The 25,393-nt window shown below is 40.3% G+C and carries 18 protein-coding genes and 2 riboswitches; of the genes, 3 read left to right on the forward strand and 15 right to left on the reverse strand.

From position 1 onward, the window contains the following. Positions 1-14: 14 nt before the first annotated feature. The 15 genes from metF to J1G40_RS07655 all read right to left on the reverse strand — a co-directional run bounded on the left by metF (position 15) and on the right by J1G40_RS07655 (position 22,299). Entirely contained in the window at positions 15-968 is a 954-nt protein-coding gene (metF, locus tag J1G40_RS07585; protein WP_265242016.1) for a methylenetetrahydrofolate reductase [NAD(P)H], read from the reverse strand. Between the two features lie 121 nt (positions 969-1,089). Next, complete coding sequence (gene metH, locus J1G40_RS07590; RefSeq protein ID WP_265242017.1) at positions 1,090-3,816, reverse strand: methionine synthase; 2,727 nt, start codon at positions 3,814-3,816, stop codon at positions 1,090-1,092. Beyond that, positions 3,817-4,098 (reverse strand): antibiotic biosynthesis monooxygenase family protein, encoded by a 282-nt coding sequence (locus J1G40_RS07595; protein ID WP_265242018.1) that lies wholly within the window; start codon positions 4,096-4,098, stop codon positions 3,817-3,819. A 15-nt stretch (positions 4,099-4,113) separates the two neighbouring features. After that, the gene (locus J1G40_RS07600) at positions 4,114-5,124 is read right to left on the reverse strand and encodes a homocysteine S-methyltransferase family protein (protein ID WP_265242019.1); all 1,011 of its coding nucleotides are present in this window, start codon (positions 5,122-5,124) and stop codon (positions 4,114-4,116) included. 173 nt (positions 5,125-5,297) lie between these two features. Next, a riboswitch (SAM riboswitch) is annotated at positions 5,298-5,404 on the reverse strand. A 155-nt stretch (positions 5,405-5,559) separates the two neighbouring features. Beyond that, positions 5,560-6,621 (reverse strand): NAD(P)/FAD-dependent oxidoreductase, encoded by a 1,062-nt coding sequence (locus J1G40_RS07605; protein ID WP_265242020.1) that lies wholly within the window; start codon positions 6,619-6,621, stop codon positions 5,560-5,562. Positions 6,622-6,632: 11 nt separating this feature from the next. Beyond that, positions 6,633-7,406, reverse strand: a complete 774-nt coding sequence (cobA, locus tag J1G40_RS07610; protein ID WP_265242021.1) for a uroporphyrinogen-III C-methyltransferase — start codon at positions 7,404-7,406, stop codon at positions 6,633-6,635. Beyond that, entirely contained in the window at positions 7,399-9,489 is a 2,091-nt protein-coding gene (locus J1G40_RS07615) for a HEPN domain-containing protein (RefSeq protein ID WP_265242022.1), read from the reverse strand. Before J1G40_RS07615 ends, cobA begins: the two co-directional genes overlap by 8 nt. A gap of 113 nt (positions 9,490-9,602) precedes the next feature. Then, entirely contained in the window at positions 9,603-10,226 is a 624-nt protein-coding gene (locus J1G40_RS07620; protein WP_265242023.1) for a phosphoadenosine phosphosulfate reductase family protein, read from the reverse strand. 214 nt (positions 10,227-10,440) lie between these two features. Further along, positions 10,441-10,851 carry an RrF2 family transcriptional regulator gene (locus J1G40_RS07625; RefSeq protein WP_265242024.1) on the reverse strand — a complete coding sequence of 137 codons (411 nt, stop codon included), beginning with the start codon at positions 10,849-10,851 and terminating at the stop codon, positions 10,441-10,443. A gap of 64 nt (positions 10,852-10,915) precedes the next feature. After that, positions 10,916-12,085 (reverse strand): trans-sulfuration enzyme family protein, encoded by a 1,170-nt coding sequence (locus tag J1G40_RS07630; protein ID WP_265242025.1) that lies wholly within the window; start codon positions 12,083-12,085, stop codon positions 10,916-10,918. A gap of 81 nt (positions 12,086-12,166) precedes the next feature. Further along, a complete protein-coding gene (gene thrA, locus J1G40_RS07635; RefSeq protein WP_265242026.1) occupies positions 12,167-15,571 on the reverse strand; it encodes a bifunctional aspartate kinase/homoserine dehydrogenase I in 3,405 nt (1,134 codons plus the stop codon). A gap of 78 nt (positions 15,572-15,649) precedes the next feature. Next, a complete protein-coding gene (locus tag J1G40_RS07640) occupies positions 15,650-16,942 on the reverse strand; it encodes an O-acetylhomoserine aminocarboxypropyltransferase/cysteine synthase family protein (RefSeq protein WP_265242027.1) in 1,293 nt (430 codons plus the stop codon). Positions 16,943-17,057: 115 nt separating this feature from the next. Continuing rightward, positions 17,058-17,183, reverse strand: a riboswitch (SAM riboswitch). 74 nt (positions 17,184-17,257) lie between these two features. Continuing rightward, positions 17,258-18,514, reverse strand: coding sequence for a methionine adenosyltransferase (gene metK / locus J1G40_RS07645; protein WP_265242028.1), 1,257 nt, complete (start codon positions 18,512-18,514; stop codon positions 17,258-17,260). Positions 18,515-18,724: 210 nt separating this feature from the next. After that, entirely contained in the window at positions 18,725-21,412 is a 2,688-nt protein-coding gene (locus J1G40_RS07650) for a carboxypeptidase regulatory-like domain-containing protein (RefSeq protein WP_265242029.1), read from the reverse strand. Between the two features lie 44 nt (positions 21,413-21,456). Then, entirely contained in the window at positions 21,457-22,299 is an 843-nt protein-coding gene (locus tag J1G40_RS07655; RefSeq protein WP_265242030.1) for a GLPGLI family protein, read from the reverse strand. A gap of 129 nt (positions 22,300-22,428) precedes the next feature. On the opposite strand from J1G40_RS07655, the gene J1G40_RS07660 reads away from it, so the two are divergent. From J1G40_RS07660 to J1G40_RS07670, 3 genes are all read left to right on the forward strand, one after another. Beyond that, positions 22,429-23,892 (forward strand): HAMP domain-containing histidine kinase, encoded by a 1,464-nt coding sequence (locus J1G40_RS07660; RefSeq protein ID WP_265242031.1) that lies wholly within the window; start codon positions 22,429-22,431, stop codon positions 23,890-23,892. Continuing rightward, the gene (locus J1G40_RS07665; protein WP_265242032.1) at positions 23,889-24,569 is read left to right on the forward strand and encodes a response regulator transcription factor; all 681 of its coding nucleotides are present in this window, start codon (positions 23,889-23,891) and stop codon (positions 24,567-24,569) included. Before J1G40_RS07660 ends, J1G40_RS07665 begins: the two co-directional genes overlap by 4 nt. A 152-nt stretch (positions 24,570-24,721) precedes the next feature. Next, complete coding sequence (locus J1G40_RS07670) at positions 24,722-25,336, forward strand: deoxynucleoside kinase (protein WP_265242033.1); 615 nt, start codon at positions 24,722-24,724, stop codon at positions 25,334-25,336. Positions 25,337-25,393: the final 57 nt, after the last annotated feature.

The raw sequence follows: 25,393 nt of genomic DNA on the forward strand, positions 1-25,393 counted from the left end.
CAAAATATTCCTACTTAAAACACGGCTCTGGCAATGGCCTTTATATTGTCTGATTTACCCATAGAATAGTAATGCAATACGGGCACACCAGCTGCCTTCAATTCCAGAGATTGCTCTATGGCCCAGTCAATACCCACCTGTCTGATTTCCTTGTTGTTCTTACAGGTTTCAACTGCGTCTATCAGGTCTTGAGGCAGATCTATTCTGAAAACTTGCGGAAGTAATTGGAGGTGCCTCCTAACCGCTATTGGTTTTATCCCGGGAATAATTGGTACTGTAATGCCCATCTCCCGTGCCTGTTCAACAAATTGAAAATACTTGGCGTTATCAAAAAACATTTGTGTAACCACGTAATCTGCGCCTGCATCTACTTTTTCCTTAAGACGTTTCAAATCTGTTTTTAATGAAGGTGCTTCCAGATGTTTTTCCGGGTATCCGGCTACCCCTATACAGAAATCCGCACAGTTATCAGTCTCTATAACCTCGTGAAGGTAAGTACCATTGTTCAGGTTTTGAATTTGCTCAACCAGCCCAATAGCATAATCGTGACCTCCTTTTGTGGGCTCAAAATACTGTTCCTCTCTCATGGCATCTCCCCTTAATGCCATTACATTATCTATTCCCAAATAATGACAATCTACCAGTAAGTATTCTGTTTCTTCTTTGGTAAAGCCCCCGCAAAGAACATGGGGAATTGTATCCACATTATACTTATGTTTAATTGAGGCACATATCCCTACTGTACCAGGTCTCATCCTTGTCAATTTCTTATCCAGCAGGCCATCCCGGTCTATATATACATATTCCTCCCTTGAAGTAGTGACATCTATAAAGGGCGGGTTAAATTCCATTAATGGATCTATGTTATCATATAATTCCTGAATACTTCTGCCTTTTACGGGCGGAATAATTTCGAAGGAAAACAAGGTGGAACCTTGTGCTTTTTCTAAGTGATCTGTAACTTTCATTCTAATGAGTTGGCGGTTGGTCTCTGCAGCTTACAGCATTGCCACCACCGCAATTGTTGTTAATATTTAATTCGTCTTAAAACCTATTATTCTTTTGGCTTTTTAATGCTCATATATTTTATCAATCTTCTGATAAATTGGGTGCCAGCCATTTTTTTGCTTCATCATATGACAATCCTTTACGTTTTGAAAAATCTCTTACCTGATCTTCTTTAATCTTCCCCAATCCAAAATACCTGGATTCCGGATGGGCAAAATAATACCCGCTTACACTGGCCGCAGGCCACATGGCCAGACTATCTGTTAACTTTACGCCTATTTTGTCTTTAACTTCCAATAACTCCCAAATAGTGAGTTTTTCCAAATGATCCGGACAGGCCGGATATCCGGGAGCGGGTCTTATTCCTTTGTATTCCTCCTTTATCAGTGCTTCATTATTTAAATCTTCTCCTGAGGCGTATCCCCAATGATCTAAACGCACCTCCCTGTGCAAATATTCGGCAAATGCCTCTGCCAACCTATCGGCCAGGGCTTTTATAAGAATGGAGTTATAATCATCAAGATCCTTCCTAAATTGTTCTGCCAACTCATCAGTGCCAAAGCCGGTACTTACGCAAAAGCAACCTATATAATCTGATATTCCGGAATCTTTTGGGGCAATAAAATCCGCAAGGGCCATATTTGGTGCCCCCGGTCTTTTCTTTAATTGCTGTCGAAGGGTCCGGAAGATCTTGGTACTATCCTGGTGTACCACCTCTATGTCATCATCTTCAATACTATTTGCTCTGAATATTCCAAAAATTCCCCTGGCTTCAAATAATCTTTCATCAATTATTCTCTTAAGCATGGCCTGGGCATCATTAAATAATTCAGTAGCCTGGGTCCCCACAATATCGTCTGTAAGTATTTCGGGGTATTTCCCGTGCAATTCCCAACTTCTGAAAAAGGGTGTCCAGTCTATAAACTCCTGAAGCTTTCCGAGTTCAAAATCCGAAATAACCTGTATTCCCAATTTATTAGGAACCGTCGGGGTGAACGACTTCCAGGCCAGGCCTAATTTGTTCTTTCTCGCCTCCTCCAGGGGTATATAGGTTTTCTTTTTACTCCTTTCTAAAAATTTCTCTCTAAACGACTCATAATCTAGCTTTATGGCTTTTTTATATCGCTCTGCCTTATCTTTCTGCAGCAAGTCTCCTACCACGGTTACTGCCCTTGAAGCATCATTTACATGGACAACAGCCCGGCTGTACTGGGTATCTATTTTTACAGCAGTATGTGCTTTACTGGTAGTTGCTCCACCAATTAAGAGGGGTACCTTAAATTGCTGTCTCTCCATTTCCTTGGCCAGGAATACCATTTCATCTAAAGATGGGGTAATTAAACCACTAAGCCCAATAATATCTACCTGTTCCTCCTTTGCTTTCTGGATAATTATTTCTGGGGGAACCATAACTCCCAAATCAACAATTTCATAATTATTGCAGGCTAAAACTACTCCGACAATATTCTTGCCTATATCATGAACATCCCCCTTTACGGTAGCCATTAGTATTTTGCCGGCAGTCTTGCCTCCATCGGAGTCGGGATTGTTTCTCTTTTCTTCTTCAATGAAAGGCAAAAGATAGGCTACAGCTTTTTTCATTACCCGGGCAGACTTAACCACTTGTGGTAAAAACATTTTTCCACTTCCAAAGAGGTCGCCGACAACATTCATTCCTGTCATAAGCTGTCCTTCTATAACCTCAATAGGTTTATCTGCTAACTGCCTGGCGGTTTCTACATCTTCCTCTATAAACTGATCTATCCCTTTTACCAGCGCTCTAGTGATTCTGTCTTGTAAGGGTTGCTCTCTCCAGCTTAGATCTACTTTACTTTCCTTCTCCTTCCCAATTACTGTTTCGGCAAATTCCAGCAAGCGTTCGGTGGCATCTTCCTTTCTGTTCAGGATTACGTCTTCTACGTGTTCTAATAAGTCTTTTGGAATATCGTCGTAAACCTCGAGCATTGCCGGGTTTACAATACCCATGTTCATTCCTGCCTGAATGGCATGATATAGAAAAACCGAATGCATCGCTTCTCTTACTGCATTGTTCCCCCTAAAACTGAATGAAACATTACTGACTCCCCCACTAACACTACAATGCGGTAAATGCTCTCGTACCCATTTGGTGGCTTCAATAAAATCCAGGGCATTGCGCTTATGTTCCTCCATGCCGGTGGCTACAGGGAAGATATTGAGGTCAAAAATGATATCCTCAGGCGGAAATTTCACCTGGTTTACAAGAATATCATAGGACCTTTTGGCGATATCAATTCTTCTTTGGTAATTATCTGCCTGTCCAACTTCATCAAAAGCCATTATAATTACCGCAGCCCCATACCTGCGAATAAGTCTGGCCTGGTTAATAAATTCTTCTTCCCCTTCCTTCAGGCTAATAGAGTTAACCACACATTTTCCCTGAACACATCTTAGGCCAGCCTCTATTATCTCCCATTTAGAGCTGTCTATCATAATTGGAACCCGGGCAATATCTGGCTCGGCCATAATAAGATTCAGAAAGGTTACCATGGCCTCCTTCCCATCTATCAGACCATCATCCATATTTATATCGATAATCTGTGCCCCACCTTCTACCTGGTGCCTGGCGATATCCAGTGCTTCCTCAAAATTTCCTTCCTTAACAAGCCTGAGGAATTTTTTTGACCCCGCTACATTGGTACGCTCCCCTACGTTAATAAAATTGCTCTCCGGGGTTATTACCAATGGCTCCAGTCCGGATAGTTTTAAATATCTTGGCTGGCCTGTCTGGCTGTCTGACGTGCTTATATTTTTATCGTTGCTACTCATTTATTGATAATGCAAAACGGTTGGAAAAGGTTCGTAAAAATGATGTAATAATTGCTTCCACTGTTGATACTTATCAGACGTTCTAAAACCTATTTCATGATCTTCTAATGTTTGCCAATGCACCAGTAATATGTATTGATTCTCTATTTCCACACACTTTTTTAGCTGATGCGAAATATAGCCTTCCATAGAAGCTATTATTTGAGAGGCCCTTTGGAACTGCAGCTCAAATTCTTTTGCTAATCCGTCCTTAATATTTAATATGGCGACTTCTAGAATCATTGATTTAGGCTATGATTAAGCTGAATAATTTTCCGCTGCTATGGGTCTTGGATCAAACTCCTTTACCAAATCAGCAATTGCTTTAATATGATCCGGGTTGGTACCACAACATCCTCCAACGATATTTACCAGTTTTTTATCCAGATACTCTTTAATTTGTAATGCCATCTGTTCTGGCGTTTCATCGTATTCCCCAAAGGCATTGGGCAAGCCGGCATTAGGGTGAGCAGATATAGCGTGGTTAGTTTTAGCGGCAAGCACCTCGAGATGAGGAATTAATTGGTTGGCTCCCAGAGCACAATTAAATCCTATTGAAAGTATTGGAATGTGCGATACCGAGATCAAAAAAGCTTCGGCTGTTTGTCCGGATAAGGTTCTTCCTGAAGCATCGGTTATTGTACCGCTTATCATTATTGGCACTTCAATATTCCGTTCACTTTTAATTTCTTCAATCGCAAACAACGCAGCTTTGGCGTTAAGGGTATCAAAAACAGTTTCGACAAGTAACATATCTGCACCCCCATCCAGTAGTCCTTCTGCCTGCTCTTTATACGCCCTTCTTAACTCTTCAAAAGATACCGCCCTGAATCCCGGGTCGTTGACATCCGGTGACATGCTTGCGGTTCTGTTGGTAGGCCCCATACTACCGGCAACAAATCTAGGTTTTTCAGGGGTTTTGGAGGTAAATTCACGAGCAACTTCTTTTGCAATTCTTGCCGATTCATAATTTAATTCATACACCAATTCTTCCATGCCATAATCTGCCATGGCAATTGTTGTTCCGGAAAAAGTATTGGTCTCGGCTATATCGGCCCCGGCTTCAAAATACCGACTATGTACCTCTGCAATGGCCTTTGGTTGAGTAAGTGATAATAAATCGTTATTGCCTTTTAAGGGAGAGGGCCAGTCTTTAAATCTTGTTCCTCTGAAATCCTCCTCGGTAAACTTATATCGTTGCAACATGGTACCCATTGCACCATCCAGTACAAGAATTCTTTCTTTTAATATCTCTTTTAATTTCTCCATAAACCATTACTGCGTTAGGGATTGAGGTTTTGCTGAAGCTCCTTTTGCCGTTGTCCGAAACAAGGTTCGCAGGACAGGCAAAAGAGCGACTACCGAAAGCCCGATCCGCTTATTGCGGAAACGCCATTTTAATTATCAAGTAAGGACTGAGTATAGACGGGAAACCGAACTCTTAGTTATCTGTCACAGCTGCTCTGTGATAGAATGTAGCACCTTCTTTAAAGCTAAAGGGTTGCTAAGGTTTCACAGGGTCTATTCCCTCCACCTTTCTTGATAACAATTACAATTTTATAATGAACTGGTACAAAGTAAAGGTACCTACGGGTGATACGCAAGGATTGTCCGCTTTTTTTAAAGAGGGAAGTACAACCTAAAAAAACCTTTCGAACTCAATGTTCAAAAGGTTTTTCGCTAATTGAAATAATTACAGCACTGCTATACAATGCTTTGAACAACTTCTTTTTTTGCTTCCTTCTTAGAACCGTCAAACCCTTCTACTCCACCAACCGTTGTATATTTCATCACATAACGCTTTCCTGGGTTTATACGCTGGTAGGCGCTCTGGCACATTACAGCCGCCTCATGAAAGCCCGATAATATAAGTTTTAATTTTCCGGGGTAAGTGTTAACATCACCTACTGCATAGACACCTGGAATATTTGTCTGGTAGTCATATGCGTTGTTTACTTTGATTGCATTTTTTTGAATTTCCAATCCCCAATCACCTATGGGACCCAATTTCGGAGACAATCCAAATAAGGGAATAAAATGCTCTGTCTCTACATAGGTTTCCCCTTTTGAAGCATCGTTGTGCTTTATAACTACAGCTTCTAGATGTTCATCTCCGTAGAGCCGCTTTACTTCAGCTTCTGTATACAATTTTATCTTACCTAATTTTGCCAGTTCCGCGGCCTTTTCAACAGAGTCCAGCGCCCCTCGGAATTCATTCCTTCTGTGTACCAAAGCTACTTCAGAGGCAACGTCTGCAAGGTAAATGGCCCAATCCAGGGCAGAATCTCCACCCCCTGCGATGATCACCTTTTTATCTCTGTACACCTCCGGATCTTTAATGATATATGCAACCCCGCGTTCTTCGAAATCAACTATGTTTTCTATTGGGGGTTTCCGAGGTTCAAAAGAACCAAGACCTCCGGCAATTACCACTACAGGAGCCTGGTGTTTGGTACCTTTATTAGTGGTTACCACAAACTGGCCGTCATCTAATTTCTCCAGGGTTTGTGCCCTTTCCCCAAATGTGAAACCAGGTTCAAAGGGCTGTATTTGCTCCATCAGCCTGTCTACCAAATCCCCGGCAAGAATCTCCGGATATGCCGGAATATCATAAATCGGTTTTTTTGGATAGATCTCCGAACACTGCCCTCCAGGTTGCGCCAATGCGTCTATGAGATGCGTCTTCATTTTAAGCAATCCCGCTTCAAATACCGTAAAAAGACCAGTAGGGCCGGCGCCAATTATAAGCATGTCTGTTTTAATCATATTTTCTTTATTTATTGCCATTGGGCTGTTTCTTTATACGCCATTTGTTCCCGAAGGCGTATCATTTTTTCTCTTTGTTCCACCACTTCTCCAATAATTATAATGGCAGGATTTTTTAAATTCTTCTCCGCTACAACTTCCGTTATGTTCGAAATTTTTCCAATACCGATATTTTCATCTTCCCGGGTGCCATTTTGAATAATCCCTACAGGAAGGTCTTCTTTACCTTCAGTTTTAAATATCTCTACAATGTGCTCAAGCTTAGACATGCCCATCAGGATAACGATAGTGGCATTAGATTTGGCAGCCAGAAATATGTCTTTTGAGATTTGATGGTTTCTGGTAGTGGCAGTAATAACCCAGAAACTCTCTGCAATTCCCCTTTTTGTTACCGGGATGTCCTGGCTTGCAGGCACCGCCATACACGAGGAGATTCCGGGTACCATATAGGTTTCCAAACCAAACCTTGAGGCATATTCCATTTCTTCTGCTCCTCTTCCAAAAACCATGGGGTCCCCTCCTTTAAGTCTTACCACATGACCATGTGTATTTGCTCTGCTAACAATTAACTCATTGATCTGTTCTTGCTGATAGGTATAACAACCTTTTCTTTTCCCAACATAAATATGCTCTGCATCTGGTGCATAATTAAGCAGTGCAGTATCTACCAGGGCATCGTATAATACCACATCAGCATCTCTCAGAACTTTAATCGCCTTAAGGGTGATAAGTTCTATATCGCCAGGACCAGCTCCTACTACCGAAAGTCTGGGTGTTTTAAGCATGTTGAAGTTCTAATTTTCTAAATGTTTCTGCTTTTTGCAAAAAGCTTTGAGCATCTTCCAAATACTTTTTCGCAAATAAAGAAGTAGGTGCCTTCTTATTTAATTGCAAAACCAGTTCTGAAAATGAACTTTCAAGACTAAATCTCTTGCTATCCACAAATAGCCCATCAAAATCTTTAATAATGCTCGCATGGGTATTGGTTTTTACCTTTTCTGATGTAAGCAATGCTTTAGCGGCATTTACCATGGAAGCATAGGCATGATATATACTGGCTGCCCATTTCCCTTCTTCATATGCCGTTTTTGAATTTGCAATCTTCTCCTCACTTTCGAACAAAAGCGTAGCAATCAGATCTATGACCACTCCTGCACATTCGCCTATACCAATGGCTTTTTTGTATCTATCGGTGTTTCCCCAATCTATAAAATCTTCTGCTGTTAAATTCTCAATGTTGGCCAGGGGTTTCAGCAAATCATAGAAATAATGCTCCCCCTTTTCGGCATAATAAACCTCATAGGAAGATCCGCTGCTGTTAGCTTCAAAATCGTCAAGAATACAGCGCAATGCTTCTGGCCCCCTTTTACTGGGAATCTTAATCACCTTATCTGCAAACCGGGCATTTCCATTCCCAAAATTTCCACCACCAAGCAATACCTGAAGCGCAGGGGCAACTAATTTATCTTTAGTACGGATAGACATGCCCTGAAAGCCAATATGAGCCATATTGTGTTGTCCGCATGCATTCATACAACCACTGATCTTGATCACCACATCCGGGTTGCTGATATATTGTGGATACTCTGCCTTTATGACCCGTTCTAGTTCTTCGGCTATGCCTGTACTGCTGGCAATCCCCAGGTTACAAGTATCGGTTCCCGGGCAGGCTGTAATATCTAATGCCTTGTTATATCCTGCTTCGGCAAACCCTAAATCTTTAAGTACCGTATAGAAAAACGGGACAAGTTCTTCCTTTACATACGGGATTAAAATGTTTTGTCTAAGTGATAATCTAATTTCTGAAGCTGCATAAGACTCTATTAAATTGGCCAATTGGCGTGCCTTGTCTGTATAAAAATCCCCTAGTAGTACTTTTACCCCAATGGCCACATAGCCTGCTTGTTTTTGGGGTACCAGATTAGTCGTCTTCCATTTTTCAAAGGCTTCAACATCTTCTATTTGCACCTTCGGAACAGCCGTATCAGCTATAACTGCTGAAGGGTAGGTATTGGCAACTATCGGATAATTATTAAACGGAATGGCTTTTTCCTCTTGTTCTAGCAATGCCCTGAACCCATCAAGTCCTATATCCTTTAGCAAGAACTTCATACGGGCTTTGGCCCTGCTTTTCCTTTCTCCATATCTATCAAAGACCCTTATCACCCCTTCCATCAATGGAATTATTTTGTCTGTTGGAAGAAATGAAAATAGCTCATCTGCATGACGGGGTTGAGAACCCAGTCCGCCACCAATCATAATTTTGAATCCACGGGTATTATTTTGAATTTTGGCGATAAATCCAAGGTCGTGCATATACGACAAGCCGGTATCAGCATCACTTGATGAAAATGACACTTTAAATTTACGCCCCATTTCCTGACCAATAGGGTTTCTCAGAAAGTATTCAAATACTGCCTGGGCGTAGGGGGAAACATCAAAAGGTTCATTTGGATCTATGCCAGCCTTTTCACTGGCGGTGACATTCCTTACTGTATTACCACAGGCCTCACGAAGGGTCACCTCATCCTTTTCCAGTTCTGCCCATAGTTCAGGAGTACGCTCTAGTTCAACATAATGTATTTGTATATCCTGGCGGGTTGTGATATGCAGTCTTCCAGTAGAATATTCATCTGCAACATCTGAAATCCTCCTTAACTGTTTGGCACTTACTTTACCGTAGGGCAGTTTTATCCGTATCATCTGGACACCTGGCTGTCGTTGGCCATATACCCCTCTGGCTAAACGAAGGCTTCGGAATTTCTCCTCATCGAGCTCTCCTCCTTTAAACTGCCTGATTTTTTTTTCAAGTTCAAGAATGTCTTTCTCGACAATGGGGTTTTCTATTTCAGTTCTAAAGCTTTGCATAATTTATATAAAATACCAGGGAACTCAGCGAGTACCATTATTAATTATTATTATTCCTATAGGGTAAGTAGATATTAAAACATAGTTATTCATAGATTTACTGGTGTTATTATCTAACTATGTAAACCACATTCTCTGTTCTCTAAAACTTTTGTTGGATCGAAATAAGTGTGTTCATTAGGCAAATTCCTCTGTTTCAGGTACACATCTAGTTGGGCATCTGACCAGTGATAGAAGGGACTAACTTTTAAAACGCCATCTTTACTGATGCTTAGAATATCCAGGCTATCTCTTAAGGCCGTCTGGCCACTTCTTAGATTTGTAAACCAAACATCGGGTTTATGCTCTTTCATAGCTCTCTGGAAGGGTTCTAATTTTACCTGACGGGTAAATTCAGCATGTCTTGGATCTTCAATTCCCGGAATTCCCATTACCGCATCTCTATGAGCAGAAGTTTGTTTTGGCACATATAATTTTATATTGAGTCCCAATCTGTAAATGAGTTCCTCAGCATGCTTATAAGTATTAGGGGTATTGTATCCGGTATCGCACCAAACTACAGGAATATCTCTTCTTACATCTGCGACAGCATGTAAAATAGCAACCTCATAAGGTCTGAAGTTAGTGGTGATTAGCGGACGTTTACCAAATTGGATGGCCCATGAAATAATTTCTTCGGGTGGGATACCCTTGAACTGTGTATTGAGCTTATCTATTTGTTGTGCTGAAAGTATCATAAATCATATTTTAATTTATCCTATAGAACTAATAGAGTTATCAAATGTATTAATTTATATTTATCTAGTACGATAAACCAAATAGAATATTACTTATACCCTATAGTTTTAATAGATTATTAACAATAGCGGGTGTAAATTGAGAAATATTTAACCATAGCCGGGATTCAATAGAAAAATGGAATGCAGGATTATAAGAATAAAAGGAGTATATCTAGGCAATCAGGTCTGCCAATGTAGTCTTTCTATACACTTCAAGGGCACTGTCTCTAACCTGAAGCATTAATTTATGCACGGCGCAACTTTTTTCATCCGGACAATCATTACATTTCTCATAGAAGTTAAGGCTTACACATGGAATCATGGCAATGGGGCCTTCTAGTACCCTAATAACAGAGGTCATGGCTATTTCAGAAGGCTCCTTTATAAGATAGTAGCCTCCTCCCTTGCCTTTTTTAGATCCCAGATAACCCGTTTTCCTCAGGGTAAGCAAGATGCTTTCCAGGAATTTTTGAGAAATATTTTCATGCCTGGAAATTTCGGCGATTTGCACCGGTTCTTTGTCCTTTTGAATAGCGAGATAAGTCAGTGCTTTAAGCCCGTATTTTGTTTTTTTGGAAAGCATAGAGCGAAGATAGGGAAAATTAATAATCCTTTTGAGACGGTATTTGCATTTGAAAATAATAGGGTTAACCCTCCAGTGCCTTGTTGATATCCGATATTATATCATCTATGTGTTCCAGGCCAACAGAGACTCTAACCATTCCATCAGTGATTCCCGTTTCCTGTCTTTCCTCTGCAGTTAATTTGCTATGTGTGGTCGACGCCGGGTGCGTTACAATACTTCTGGAATCACCAAGGTTTGCCGAAAGTGATAACATCTCTATGGCATCGAAAAAACTCCGGCCAGCCCCAAGGCCTCCTTTTATTTCAAAAGCTACTACACAACCCCCGGCTTTCATCTGTTTTTTGGCCAAATGGTATTGAGGATGGGATTTTAAAAAGGGATATTTTACCCAATTCACTTTTGGATGCGATTCTAAATACCCTGCCAGCTTCAAGGCATTTTCGCAATGACGGTCTACACGTATTGACAAGGTCTCAAGACTTTTTGAAAGTATCCAGGAATTGAAAGGCGAAAGTGCTGGCCCGGTAGTCCTGCTAAACTTATAAATCTTTTCTATTAATTCTGCTGAACCTACCGTTACACCTGCCAATACCCTTCCCTGTCCGTCCATTAGTTTAGTGCCAGAATGGATAACGAGATCTGCACCGTATTTTATGGGTTGTTGCAGATAAGGCGAAGCAAAGCAATTGTCTATTACAAGGAGTAAATTATTCTTTTTGGCTATTTGCCCTAAAGCTTCCAGGTCTAATACATCTACTCCCGGATTGGTTGGGGTTTCGGCATATAATATTTTTGTGCCGGGACCAATTAAGCTTTCGATGCTCTCCAGCTCGTTATACTTAAAATAAGAATGAGAAATGTTCCATTTGGGCAGTATATTGGTCAACAGGGTATGAGTGGCTCCAAAAATACTCCGCGCAGCTATAATATGGTCTCCACTATTCAGTAAAGCAGCAAAAGTGGAAAATACAGCAGCCATCCCGGAAGCAAAGGCAAAGCCACTTTCGGCTCCTTCCATACGGCATACTTTATCTATAAACTCGGTCGTATTTGGATTGGCATACCTGGAATATATATTGCGTTCTTTTTCTTCCGCAAATGAAGCGCGCATGTCCTCCGCATCTTCAAAAACAAAGCTTGAGCTTAGGTATATGGGACTGGAATGTTCCATATACTGGGATCTTTCCATTTGTCCTCTTACTGCAATTGTTTCGAATTTCTCTTTCTTCATTTCTCGTTATAATGAATGCCCGATTGCTCAAAGCATAACTACTATTTTGGTGGCGCGTAATATGACTAAGCCTCCTTTGATCTAACCTTTCTCTGCAATTCTCAATACATCTCCAAAAACTCCTCTGGCCGTTACAGCAGCTCCCGCTCCTGCGCCCTGAATAATTAATGGGTGCTCTCCGTAAGACTCCGTATAGATCTCAATGATAGAATCCGAGCCTTTAACCTGACCCAAAGCACTCTCTTTTGGTACAGATACCAATTTAACATCTAATATGCCTTTGTCTTTCTGTAAATCGCCATGTAAATCGCCTACATACCGCAGTACATACTGAGGTTTTTGATTTTTCTTTATTTCATTAAATGTGTCGTCCAGAATATCAAGCTTGTCCAGAAAGTCCTCGGCTGTTCCTTCTCTCAACAACTCAGGAATAAGATTTTGAATTTTTATATCCCCAAATTCATTTTGCAAATCCAGTTCCCGTGCAAGGATCAATAATTTTCTACCCACGTCATTTCCGGAAAGGTCTTCTCTGGCATCGGGTTCTGTATACCCTTTTTTGATGGCTTCTTTCAGAATAAACGAAAATGGCGCATCTACTTCAGAGAACGTATTAAAAATATAACTCAAGGAGCCCGAAAACACCCCTTTTATCCTGGTAATGTTTTCCCCCGAAAGATGCAATAGTTTTATGGTGTCAATAAGCGGCAAACCGGCCCCAACATTGGTTTCATACAGGTACTGTTTTTGCTTTTTAGCAAGTTCTTCTCTAAGTAACTGATAATAATCGAATCCAAGGGTATTGGCAATTTTATTAGAGGACACCAGATCAAATCCATTGTCTACAAAATCAAAATAATGAGCAACAAATTCCTCACTAGCCGTATTATCTATAGCGATGAGATTTTCTAAATGGTGTTGTTTTGCAAAATCAAAAATCAGTTTATGGGTATAAGGAACACCTTCCTCTTCAATTTCAGACCGCCAATTGTCCGATACCCCGTTTTTTCTCAGCAACAGTTTTCTGGAGTTGGCCAGGGCAAATACTTTCAGATGCACCCCTTTTCTTCCTTCAATGGTAGCTGTAGAACGCAAAATCTGATCTACCAAAGTGCCCCCTACATTACCATGCCCGAAAATTGCAATATTTACCTTCTTACTAATTCCAAAGATTTGCCCATGCATTACATTTACCGCCTTATGAAGGTCAGATTTCTTTACCACCAGGCTAACATTTTTGCCCGAAATGGTATTATTAAAAAGCAATGGCACTATTTGGTTTTTAATCAGGGCATTGTAGGGTTTGTGAAAAGTACTTAGATCTTGCCCGACTATAGAGATCACTGAAACATCGTCCACTATACTTATGCTATTTAGATCTTTGGACCTGAAGTCATCTTCAAATTCAGATTTCAAAGCTTGCCTGGCCCTTTCTGCCTCTTTACTTGCAACTACCAAACCAATACCTCTTTCAGAAGACCCTTGAGAAATAATCCCTACATTAATATTACTTTGACTAAGCGCCCTAAAGATTCTTGCGTCCACTCCAATTTTACCAAGCAGCCCTCTGCCCTCAAGATTAATAAGTGCTTCATTCTCAATAATAGACAATGATTTAATGCCTTCTTTACTGGTCTTGGCACTGATCAGGGTTCCTTCGTTGTCAACGTTAAAGGTATTTAGGATACGTAAAGGGATGTTCTTTTCTATAAGCGGAATTATCGTCTTGGCATGTAAGATGGTGGCTCCAAAATTTGCCAATTCATTGGCTTCGCCATAAGACAGTTGGGCAATTCTTTTAGCATCGGGAACAAGATCCGGATTGGCCGTGAATATCCCGTCTACATGACTGTAGTTCTGCAATTCTTCGGCGTCCAAAAAATTAGCTAGTAATGCAGCGGTATAATTACTTCCATTCCTTCCCAATGTTGTGGTTTCATTTGCGGTATTGGAAGCAATAAAACCAGTGACTATTGGCACTGTTTCATCATCTAACTTAGAGAATTCTCTCAGTACATTTTCTTTGGAAATCTCTTCCAACAATTTAGCATTTCCAAAGGTACTGTCTGTCTTGATGAGCTTTCTGGAATCCATCAGCTTGGCATTTACCCCATGACCAATCAAAAGCTTCGTAATCAGTTTGGCAGAAATCAATTCTCCGTAAGACAATACCTGATCTTTTATCTTATCACTATAATCCCCCAACAATGCAACCCCTTCAAATAATTGAACTAATGCTTTGAACTCAGAGGACAGGTTGACATTTTTAAAGGTATGTTTCTGATAGTTTTCAAAGGCCTGGAAATCTTCTGTATAGTTTTTACCAAGTGCGGCTTTGTCCAATATATTTAATAATTGGTCCGTTCCCTGTTCCCTGGCAGATAACACCACAGCAATATGTTCCCCTGCATTTACCTTTGACGTAATTATTTCTAAAACACGACCGATACCTTCTCCATTCGCAAGAGATTTACCCCCGAACTTGAGGATCTTAATTCTTTGGTTCTTGCCATTTTTATTAAAAATACCATCAAGTAGTTGCCGCATTTGATCAAATTCTATCAAAAAGGCATCATGACCGTGCAGTGATTGAATCTCACCATAGGTAACATTACTATTCGCCTGAGCCAGTTGCTTAAAGGTCTCCTTATTCTCCTTGGCAGTAAAAAAGAGATCTGAATCTACTCCTATGATATGAATATTTGTATCGCTCTTTTGGAGTTCCAGAAATGCATCTTCCCCAGACCTGGTAATATCGATAGTCTTGAGCAACTGATTTGTCAACTTATAGGCCGATAGTTGAAAACGTTCTTGTAGCTTCTTACCATGGTGCGTTAACCAACTTTCTACATTAAAAACTTGTAACTCACTATTGGTGCTACGCTGAAAGCGCTCTTTAAAAGATTCTGGTGTTCTGTAACAAAGCATGGCATGCATCCTGGCATCATGAACAGGATTTTTTGAGTTCACAAGAAATTGTTCCTGAATCTGACAATTTGCAATCAACCAATCCGTAGACTTCCAGTCAGAAGCAACCGGGATGAGATGTTTAATCAGATTAGGATTTAAGGCAGCCATCTCCCAGGCTATTCCTCCCCCCAGAGAACCTCCAATGACAGCATAGAGTTTAGAAACCTCTAATTTATCGAGCGCGCGCAGAAATATTCTGGCGATATCTCCTGCAACAAAATCCTTATAATTTTCTATAACAAACCCATCATAACCGTTCCCGGGAATATTAAAAGCCAGAATAGTGTATTTCTTAGTGTCTATACACTGTCCGTCGCCGATTATTGACGACCACCACCCCTCTGGTCCGGTAACGTTAGAGTTCCCGGTAAGTGCATGGTTGACTACCACAATTGGGGCCGTATGCAATTCTTTACCGAAAAGTTCATAAGACAGTTGAATGTCCTGGGTAACTCCACTTATAGTAGTATAACCGGGGATATTTAACTGCTCTAGCAAGGAGATTGTTTCTTTCATGATAACATGTTCTGAGTCGGGCGCTGTAGCCAATATCTCTATTTTAAACTAAAGCGCCCGTTCATACATTTATAGATTTTAAGCCAAAACGGAGGCATCTATTGTGGCAAAAGCCTGTTCAAGATCGCTCTTGAGATCTTCCAGGTCTTCCAAGCCTACAGATAATCTTATAAGGTCTTTGGTTACTCCTGTAGATTCCTGCGATGCATCATCCAATTGTTGGTGGGTAGTGCTGGCAGGATGTATAATTAGGGATTTTGTATCACCAATATTAGCCAGGAGTGAGAATATCTTGGTTTCATCTGCGATTTTTTTGGCAGAATCAAAGCCTCCCTTTACTCCAAAGGTAACCAGGCCACTTTGACCATTAGGCAGATACGCTTCGGCCTGCGCATTGTACTTACTGGATTTTAATCCTGGGTAATTTACCCATGTCACCTCTTTTCGTTGTTCTAACCATTGAGCGAGCTCCAGGGCATTCTTGCTATGTTGCTTCATGCGCACCGCGAGAGTTTCCAGGCCTTGAATAATCTGAAATGCATTAAACGGACTTAAGCAACCTCCAAAATCCCTAAGTCCTTCTATTCTGACTTTCGCAATAAATGCGGCAGGACCCAAAGCGTCATGATAAACCAAACCGTGATATCCTGGAGAAGGTTCAGTAAATTCGGGGAATTTACCATTTGCCCAGTCGAATGTTCCGGCATCAATTATAGCTCCTCCCAGGGCGGTACCATTTCCATTGACATATTTTGTCAGTGAATGAATTACAATGTTTGCACCGTGTTCTATTGGGTTTAAAAGGGCCGGAGTAGCCACAGTATTGTCTACAATAAATGGGATTTTGGCTGCTTTGGCTTCGGCAGAAATAGCTTTAAGATCTAAAACATCCAATTTAGGGTTCCCAACAGATTCTACGAAAATAGCTCTGGTATTTTCCTTTACGGCCTTTCCAAAATTTGTAGGATCCGAAGGATCTACAAAGGTAGTTGTAATACCCAATCTCGGTAAGGTAACGTCCAGTAAATTATAGGTGCCACCGTATAAACTATTGGAAGCAACTATATGATCTCCTGCCTTCAGCATCACCAATAGCACCGCATTTGTGGCGGCGGTCCCGGATGCTGTCACTACAGAGGCTATACCTCCTTCCAGGGCTGCAAGCCGTTGCTCAAGGATATCATTGGTCGGGTTATTAATCCTAGTATAAATATTCCCGAATTCTGCCAGAGAAAAAAGATTTGCCGCATGGTCCGAATCATTAAATACGTAAGCGGTACTTTGATAAATAGGTACTGCACGGGTGCCACCAGTTACATCGGTGTCATGGCCTGCATGTAAGGCGTTGGTAGAAAATTTTTGTTCACTCATGATGTATTTTTTTTAGTTAATTATACTTTAATCCAGCTCATACCAGAATTGCTAAAATGCAATTAGTTAAAATGAAGAAGTTAGAAAGAAGGTATAATTACGGATATGATCCTGTGTGTTATCTGCCACCTTAAATAGTGATAGAATGTAGCACCTTCTTTGGTCCCGGTTAGTTGCAGGGGAATACAAAGGGTTGCTAAGGTTTCAAAGGGTCTATTCCCTCCACCTTTCTTGATAACTTTTCAGTAAGTGTTTGAACTTGGAAAGCCAAATATAGGAATAGAAAAATTGAATTTCCTAAACTTTTAGTAAATTTTATAGATTAAAGGCCTTTTTTATGGGTTGAATCATGTCTAATTTCTCCCAAGTAAATAATTCTACCTCCTTCTCTACCCTACCATTATAAGGAGATTCAAAAACTTTTGACACTGTAATTGGTTCTCTCCCCATATGCCCGTAAGCAGCTGATTCCAAATAAATTGGGTTGCGTAGTTTTAGTCTTTCCTCAATGGCAAAAGGTCTCATATCAAAAAGGTCTGCTACCTTTTCAGCAATTTGGCCATCGGTCATATCCACATTTGAAGAACCGTAGGTATCTACATAAATTGAGGTAGGCTCTACTACTCCAATTGCATAACTAAGTTGTAAAAGTATTTCGTCTGCCACTCCTGCCGCTACAAGGTTCTTTGCAGCATGCCTGGCCGCATATGCTGCACTCCGGTCTACTTTACTTGGATCTTTACCACTAAAGGCTCCTCCTCCGTGAGCACCTTTCCCTCCGTAAGTATCCACGATGATCTTTCTTCCGGTCAGGCCAGAATCTCCATGAGGTCCTCCTATCACAAACTTACCTGTCGGATTTATGTGATAGGTAATATCACTATTAAACAGGACCTGGATGGCCTCAGGAAGCCGTTCTTTTACCCTGGGAATTAAAATGGAAATGATATCCTCCTTAATTTTCGAAAGCATTTTGGCATCATCCTCATCAAAGTCATCATGCTGAGTGGAAATCACAATGGTGTCTATACGCTGTGGAATATTATCATCGGAGTATTCAATAGTGACTTGCGATTTCGCATCCGGCCTTAAATAGGTAATCTCGTTGTTCTCTCGCCTTAGCAGCGCCAATTCCTGCAATATCTTATGAGAAATGTCTAACGCCAAAGGCATATAATTCTCAGTCTCACTAGTAGCATAACCAAACATCATTCCCTGATCTCCGGCACCCTGTTCTTCCTTAGCGCCCCTATCTACCCCCTGATTAATTTCCTGAGATTGTTCGTGTATAAGAGAGACAACACCACAGGAGTCGCCGCTAAACTGATATTCTCCCTTTGTATATCCTATATTGTTGATGACTTCCCTGGCAATCTGCTGCAAATCCACATAGGTATGACTCTTAACTTCCCCAGCGAGTACTACCTGCCCGGTCGTGACCAGCGTTTCACAGGCTACCTTACTATCTGGATCAAAGGCGAGAAAGTTATCCAATAGCGCATCACTGATCTGGTCTGCAACTTTATCTGGGTGTCCTTCACTAACGGATTCGGATGTAAATAAATAGGCCATTGCTAAATGTATTATCAAGAAAAGAATTCCGAAAACCTATTAAGGGAGATAAAACAAAAACCTAAAAACTCTGTGAAGGCTGTTTTAGCATTTTTAATGAGGTTGCAATCAGTCAAATCCTTCCTCGAAAATTTCAAGAACCAAAAATATGAAAATAGTTTGGGATGCTTTCCATTTTACAAAAAATTAACCTTCTTGTCAATGCCCTCATTAAAGATCGTACTTGATAGTGAACATAAAGTATCTGGGTTGCACAAAATACTCATAGGTGCCAATTAAATTGTCAGAAAAAGAATCTTGCCTGATTGAAGTAGTATTTAATAGGTTTAAACCAGATAAAATAAATTCCCACGGACTGTCCTCTTTCTGATAATATAGCGCTGCATTCAGAAAATCGTAATTACTCCTGGTCCCTCCATCGCGATTCTTATAATTATTGTATTGATAGTCCGCGGTAAAGCTGAAGTTTTTCAGAAAGTACGCTTCAATATTTGCAAAAGGCCTGTTGGTTACAAAATTGTTGGCAATGGAGTTGCTGGAATAGTCATTCCAGATTTTTTCATAGCCAATTTCCACATTTGGAGCTTCTTTAAATCGGGTCTCCAATGACAATCTGTAGTTCTGCGTAAAAGACCTGTTGAAGTCGGCCAAACCGTCAATCTGATTATTGTTCTTGCCGTATGCCAAAGTAGCCCTCAGGCTGGCTTTCCACAATGGGAATTTTCGCTCATATTGTCCATAGCCAGAAAAGGTCTCATTGGGCAAACTTATATTGATGGGTGTAGACAGCACATCCAGACCCTGAAAGCTTATGGCATTTCCAACTGCATCATAGCGCTTTTGATAGTTCAGGCCGGCATTGATATTAGTAAAATTAAACATACTAAAGTTGAAATAATTCAGCGCAAAACTGTGATACCAGGCGTTTCTGAGATTCGTATTCCCTTCAAACAAGCTATTGTATCCCATTAACTGCAGGGCCGGAGAAAAACTTTGAATGTCAGCAAATTCGGCTTGGAGCGCATAATTAAATTGAAGACTCTGAGAACTGTTAAACTGATACTTAGCCCTTAGTCTGGGTAACAGGAGGGTCTTATCAAGTTCAAAAACTTCATCTCTTTGTTGATTTTCGGTATCGTATATATGGAAACTAATCCCTGGGCTTAAGGTTAATTTTCCAAGTTTAATACGGTATCCAAGCCCAAAATAAGTATCCAGGAAGTTAAAGTTAGAAAGGTTATTAAAGCTATTGTCCAGGTAAGGTAGTGAGCTGCCATCCTGAAAATATTCCTCTAATCCAGATCGCAACCTTTGCCCGTTTACAGCCGTACCCATAGTAAAGCTTATATGGTTGGTTTTGTTCAATACCCGATAATAATTAAACTCCAGGTCTAGTTTGTTGGTTTGAACAGTTTCTTCCTGAAATAAGCCAAAAGGACTCGTACCCTGAAGAGGTATACTGCCAATAAAAGGTGCAGCAGTGCTTAATAAATTGTATTCGGGACGTTGTTCTTTATACAGGTAATTGCTTTCCAGTGAAAACACATTATCATCATCCTTGGCGTAATAGGCGCTAAATGTTTGTTCAACCGAAAAGGGATCTCTGGAACTAATAGATACGATATCATTGCTTACTGTTCCAAAATCCGAGTTAGAGCGATTGTCATCTGTAATTCTTGATCCTTTAACAAAACCATCATAGTTTACATACCATTTTGAGTTTGGAGTAAACGTGGCAGAAAGCTTTAGAAGCATTGAGGTATTTTCTTGTAAGGTATTGGAAATAAGACGTTCCTCATTATTTCCATCTTCTCTTATATAAGTGCGATCAGAGCGGCTTGAAATATCTGTATCAGTCGCTGATAAAATACCAAATCCACCAAAGTTTATTTTGTTGTTGGGTTTGTAACTGAAATTGAGGGCTGCCAAACGAGAAATGATATTTTCCGCACGGTTATTTTGAATCAGAGATAGGCCTATATCGTCCCCGGATAAATTTATGGAAGATCCGGACCTTTGACCCAAACTGGCCAGGCCACCATTAAATCTGAAATAATCTTGTAGCGTAAATGACTGTTCTCCTATATTATTGAGATCTCCGATAAAATTAACACTCGTTTTTGGTGAATAATAGAAAACATTGGGGTGTGCTAAATATCTGTCGTCAGGACCTAATCCGCCGGAAATGTCGCCAAACCACAAATTCTTTTTTCCCTCTTTGAGTTTAATATTCAATGCAATATCGTCACTATCGCTAACACCGCTAAGTGGACCAATTTCATTGTAATCTCTCAGCACCTGGACCTTATCCACTGCATTGGCCGGGATATTTTTAGTAGCCATTTTAGTATCTCCGTCAAAAAACTCTTTGCCCTCTACAAGCAGCTTGCTCACATCTTTGCCCTGTACTTTTATCTGCCCTTCATCATCTACTTCAAAACCTGGTAATTGCTCTAGAACTTGTTCTAGTTTCCGTTCTTTACCGCTTGTAAAGGCATCGGTTTTATAAGTGATTGTATCCCCTGAAATGCTGACTGGTAATTCCTGAATTAATTCTACTTCATCCAATTGATCCGGAGAAGGTTTAAGAACAATGTTCTGACTAAGGTCTTTTTCAGCACGAATAGATTTTTCCCAGGATTGATAACCCAGGTAACTGGCCCGCAGCAGATAAAGGCTGTCTTTCTTCAAATGCAATTTATAACGCCCCTCTGCATCTGAAATGCCATAAGACGCAATGGCGTTCGTATTCGGGTTTATAGCTATGACATTAGAAAGTTCCAGAGGGTTGTTGATAGAATCTGATACACGACCAATTAAGGTCACCTGTTGGGCCCTTGCTGATTGGCAGAGGCATCCTAGTCCCAAAATCAGGGATACTATTAATATTCTGTTCATTTTTTGATTGATGCTATTTGCGGATACCCCCGCCCGTACATATTTTAGTTGTCGATGCTTATGGAGATAGAATTTCCACTTTGTCCTTTTCTCTTACCGCCCCCATACATTTTTCTCATTTTTTGGGATTGTTCCCGCATAATCTCTTCGTAAGCTTCGGCGGTTACTTTTTTTCCTTTTGAAGGAATGGTTATGACAGCTTTGTTTTTTGGGTTGAGAACAACTTTGTTGCAAATGATTACACGATTACCGTTGCTTGCTTCCAGAATAAGTCCGGGCAAGCCCCAGTAGGTGTCTGGTCCATGAGCCACAGGAATATCAGGAGTATACCATACAGTTGTAGTCTGCATCCGCTTTTCTTCCGTTTCCACCTTTTCCCCGTTCATCTCGGTCATCCTTGTTTCGGTAACCTCGCGTTCAGAAGTAGCCTTATAACAGGTATATTGGCCAATCTGCTTGGATTCATCTGTTATTTTCCATTCTGGCTTCTCCATAGCTCCAGAGACAAGAAACAACTTGCCAAATGCGTCGGTGGTCTCAATAAAATTGGCTTCCTTGGTATTTTTGTAAAGCAGGCCATCTTCTCCTCCTCCTGCTCCCACCATAACGATCTGAATTCCATCACTGGCGGTTTCTTTGTCTAGTTTACCTACTTCTTTCCAGTTAGATTCGTAAGCATTAAAACTAAGCTCGTACTCTTTTTGAAGCGCTTTCATTAACCGCTGTTGCATAAGGCTTTGCTGATCCGCGGACATTTCCGTACTATCCATGGCAATATTCATTTTCATTGCAGTTTTGTAGGTGGCCAGGCCAGTAAAATCCTGTCCAAAAAGTTGGGGACCCAAAAATGCCAGAAATAGTGCAATTGTAATTGCTGATTTTCTCATTTTATATGTATTTATAGTTAAACATTCGAGTTACAAATTTGCATTAGTGTGATCGTTAAAAAGGTTAACCAGTGTTAACGAGTGTTAATCCGTACCAGAGCACTGAAGAATTGTGGTTACTTTTGAAAGGTGAAGCAAAACAATTACAAATCCCTTATTTATTTTATTACTGCCACTATTATTGCAACAATAGGGTTGCAGCTCTATTGGAATGTTCAGAATTACAATGTCAATAAACAAAGATTGATCAACGAAGTTCAGAATAGCCTCGACAATGGGGTTGAATCTTATTTTGCAGACTTAGCCAAAGCAGAGATGGTTACCTTAAGGGATACCCTGATAGATTCTCTATTGCAAAACCACATGACGAGTGCGAATACCTATACCAGGGATTCTATCTTCTTAAGAGTAGACTCGGACACTCATGGAATGGTAGAAAGCATTCGCACCTTTAGTCACCTCCTTGATTCTGTTTCGGGCCATGGAGGCCACAACACAGGAAATAGAGCGAAAATATCCATGTTTCAAAAAAGCAGTGCCTTTGACAGTCTTAACCAGTTTGAAGGGCTAGCAAGCAAAATAATAATTTCTTTTACCACGGATTCTCTTGATTTTAAACGTTTAGACACCCTCCTTGGTCAGGAATTTAACCGAAAGAATATTACCATTGGCTATAAGATTAAACATTCTAAAAATGATTCGGTCCTGGGCACCTTCGGCGCTCCTGACTCCAAGGCTCTTGCCCTTTCTACTTTTTCAAAATCTACCTATCTGCCAGCAGATGAAAAATTAGAACTCCTGTTTACAAATCCTACCCTCGTGGTATTAAAGAGAAGCCTTACGGGTATCATACTTTCCTTTTTACTCTCTGCAAGTATTATAGCCTGTCTGCTTTACTTGTTGAAAATTATTAACCGGCAAAAGCAGTTGGCGGCAATTAAAAATGATTTGATAAGCAATATCACCCATGAATTTAAAACGCCAATAGCCACGGTAGCGACAGCTATAGAGGGGATTAGAAATTTTAATGACGCCAATAGCAAAGAAAAGACAGATTCCTATCTGGATATTTCCAGTAATCAACTGCAGAAACTTCATTTGATGGTCGAAAAATTATTGGAAACTGCCACTTTAGACAGTGATAAGCTCCTACTCCAAAAAGAAAGTACCGATCTGGTACAAATGCTAAATAGAATTGTTGAAAAATTTCAAATGCTTTCACCTGAAAAGGTTATTGATTTTAAATGTAATGTTTCAAATCTCAAAAAAGAGATAGATCCTTTCCACTTCGAAAATGCCATTGCTAACTTATTAGATAACGCAATTAAATATGGTGGAGATCAGATAGAGGTCAACTTAAATGTCCTTTTGAATGCTGTTGAGCTCAGTGTTACTGATAATGGTGGTGGTATGGACAAGAGCCAACGAGATAAGGTATTCGATAAATTTTACCGGATACCTACAGGAAACCGACACGATGTTAAGGGCTTTGGTATTGGGTTATTTTACACTAAAAAGATTATTGAAAAACACGGTGGCAGCATTAACTTGTCATCAGACGGCGAGCATACCATTTTTAAAATTAGCCTATGAATACGCCTATCAAAATATTACTGGCTGAAGACGAAGCAGCATTAGGACAAATTGTAAAAGAAAGTCTGGAGACGCGAAATTTTGAAGTACTGTATTGTAAAAATGGTGAAGAAGCACTACAGTGTTATCAAAAAGAGCAGCCAGAATTGTTGGTGCTCGATGTTATGATGCCAAAAAAAGATGGCTTTACACTGGCAAGTGAAATTCGAGCTCTGGATGCTACGATTCCCATTATTTTTTTAACGGCTAAATCACAGACCAAAGACGTACTTGAAGGTTTTCAACACGGAGGCAACGATTACCTTAAAAAGCCTTTTAGCATGGAAGAACTCATTGTCCGAATTCATAACTTGCTAGACAGACTACGTCTTAAAAGCGGCTCCGAAAACATCGACATAGGTAAGTATACATTTAATCATACCAAACAGATGATCACTTTCGATGGCCTCGAAATTCCACTCACCCACCGTGAGGCAGAGTTACTTTTTCACCTGTCCGAAAGAAGAAATCAAATATTGGACAGAAGACAAATTCTCAAGAAAATTTGGGGTGATGATGACTTTTTCAATGCACGAAGCATGGATGTATTTATAAGCAAGCTCAGAAAAAAACTTGGCAGGGACGAAGACATTCAAATTGTAAATGTCAGGGGATATGGTTACAAATTAATTTGCTAAACCAAGACCGATTTTTGAGCATTGAGGAGGATCAAAATCTCCCGCTAATTAAAATCCAGGTATTTCGACAACTATTTTTTCTCAAGCCCAAGATACTTTGTATATTGTGTGTCTTTGATAGTTAGATCACCAACCATAAATCAAAACACAATATGCATATTGCAGTTGCCGGAAACATTGGGGCAGGAAAGACAACACTGACCAAATTGCTTTCCAAGCATTATAAATGGGAGGCGCATTTTGAAGATGTGGTAGACAACCCTTATCTGGACGACTTCTATACTCAAATGGAGCGCTGGAGTTTTAACCTGCAAATCTATTTTCTCAATAGCAGATACAGGCAGATTTTAAAAATCAGGGAGAGCGGCAAGAATGTTATTCAGGATAGAACTATCTATGAAGATGCACATATTTTTGCCCCCAACCTGCATGCTATGGGGTTAATGACCAATAGAGACTTTAATAATTATTCCAGCCTTTTTGAACTGATGGAAAGTCTGGTACAACCTCCGGATCTTCTCATTTATCTCAGGAGTTCTATTCCAAACCTGGTGAATCAGATTCATAAACGCGGAAGGGAGTACGAGAACACCATCTCTATAGATTATCTGAGTAGATTAAATGAGCGCTACGAGGCTTGGGTACACAGTTATGAAAAAGGAAACCTCCTGGTAGTTGATGTGGATAAATTAGACTTTGTAGAGGATCCGGAACATCTAGGAGAGGTGATCAATAAAATTGATGCTGAAATTAACGGGCTGTTTTAGACACAGCATCTTCGTATAAATACACATATATAGAAAAACCCTGTGACAACTATCACA

Source organism: Muriicola sp. Z0-33 (genome assembly GCF_026126425.1).
In the GTDB taxonomy this organism is placed as follows: Bacteria; Bacteroidota; Bacteroidia; order Flavobacteriales; family Flavobacteriaceae; genus JAFMPW01.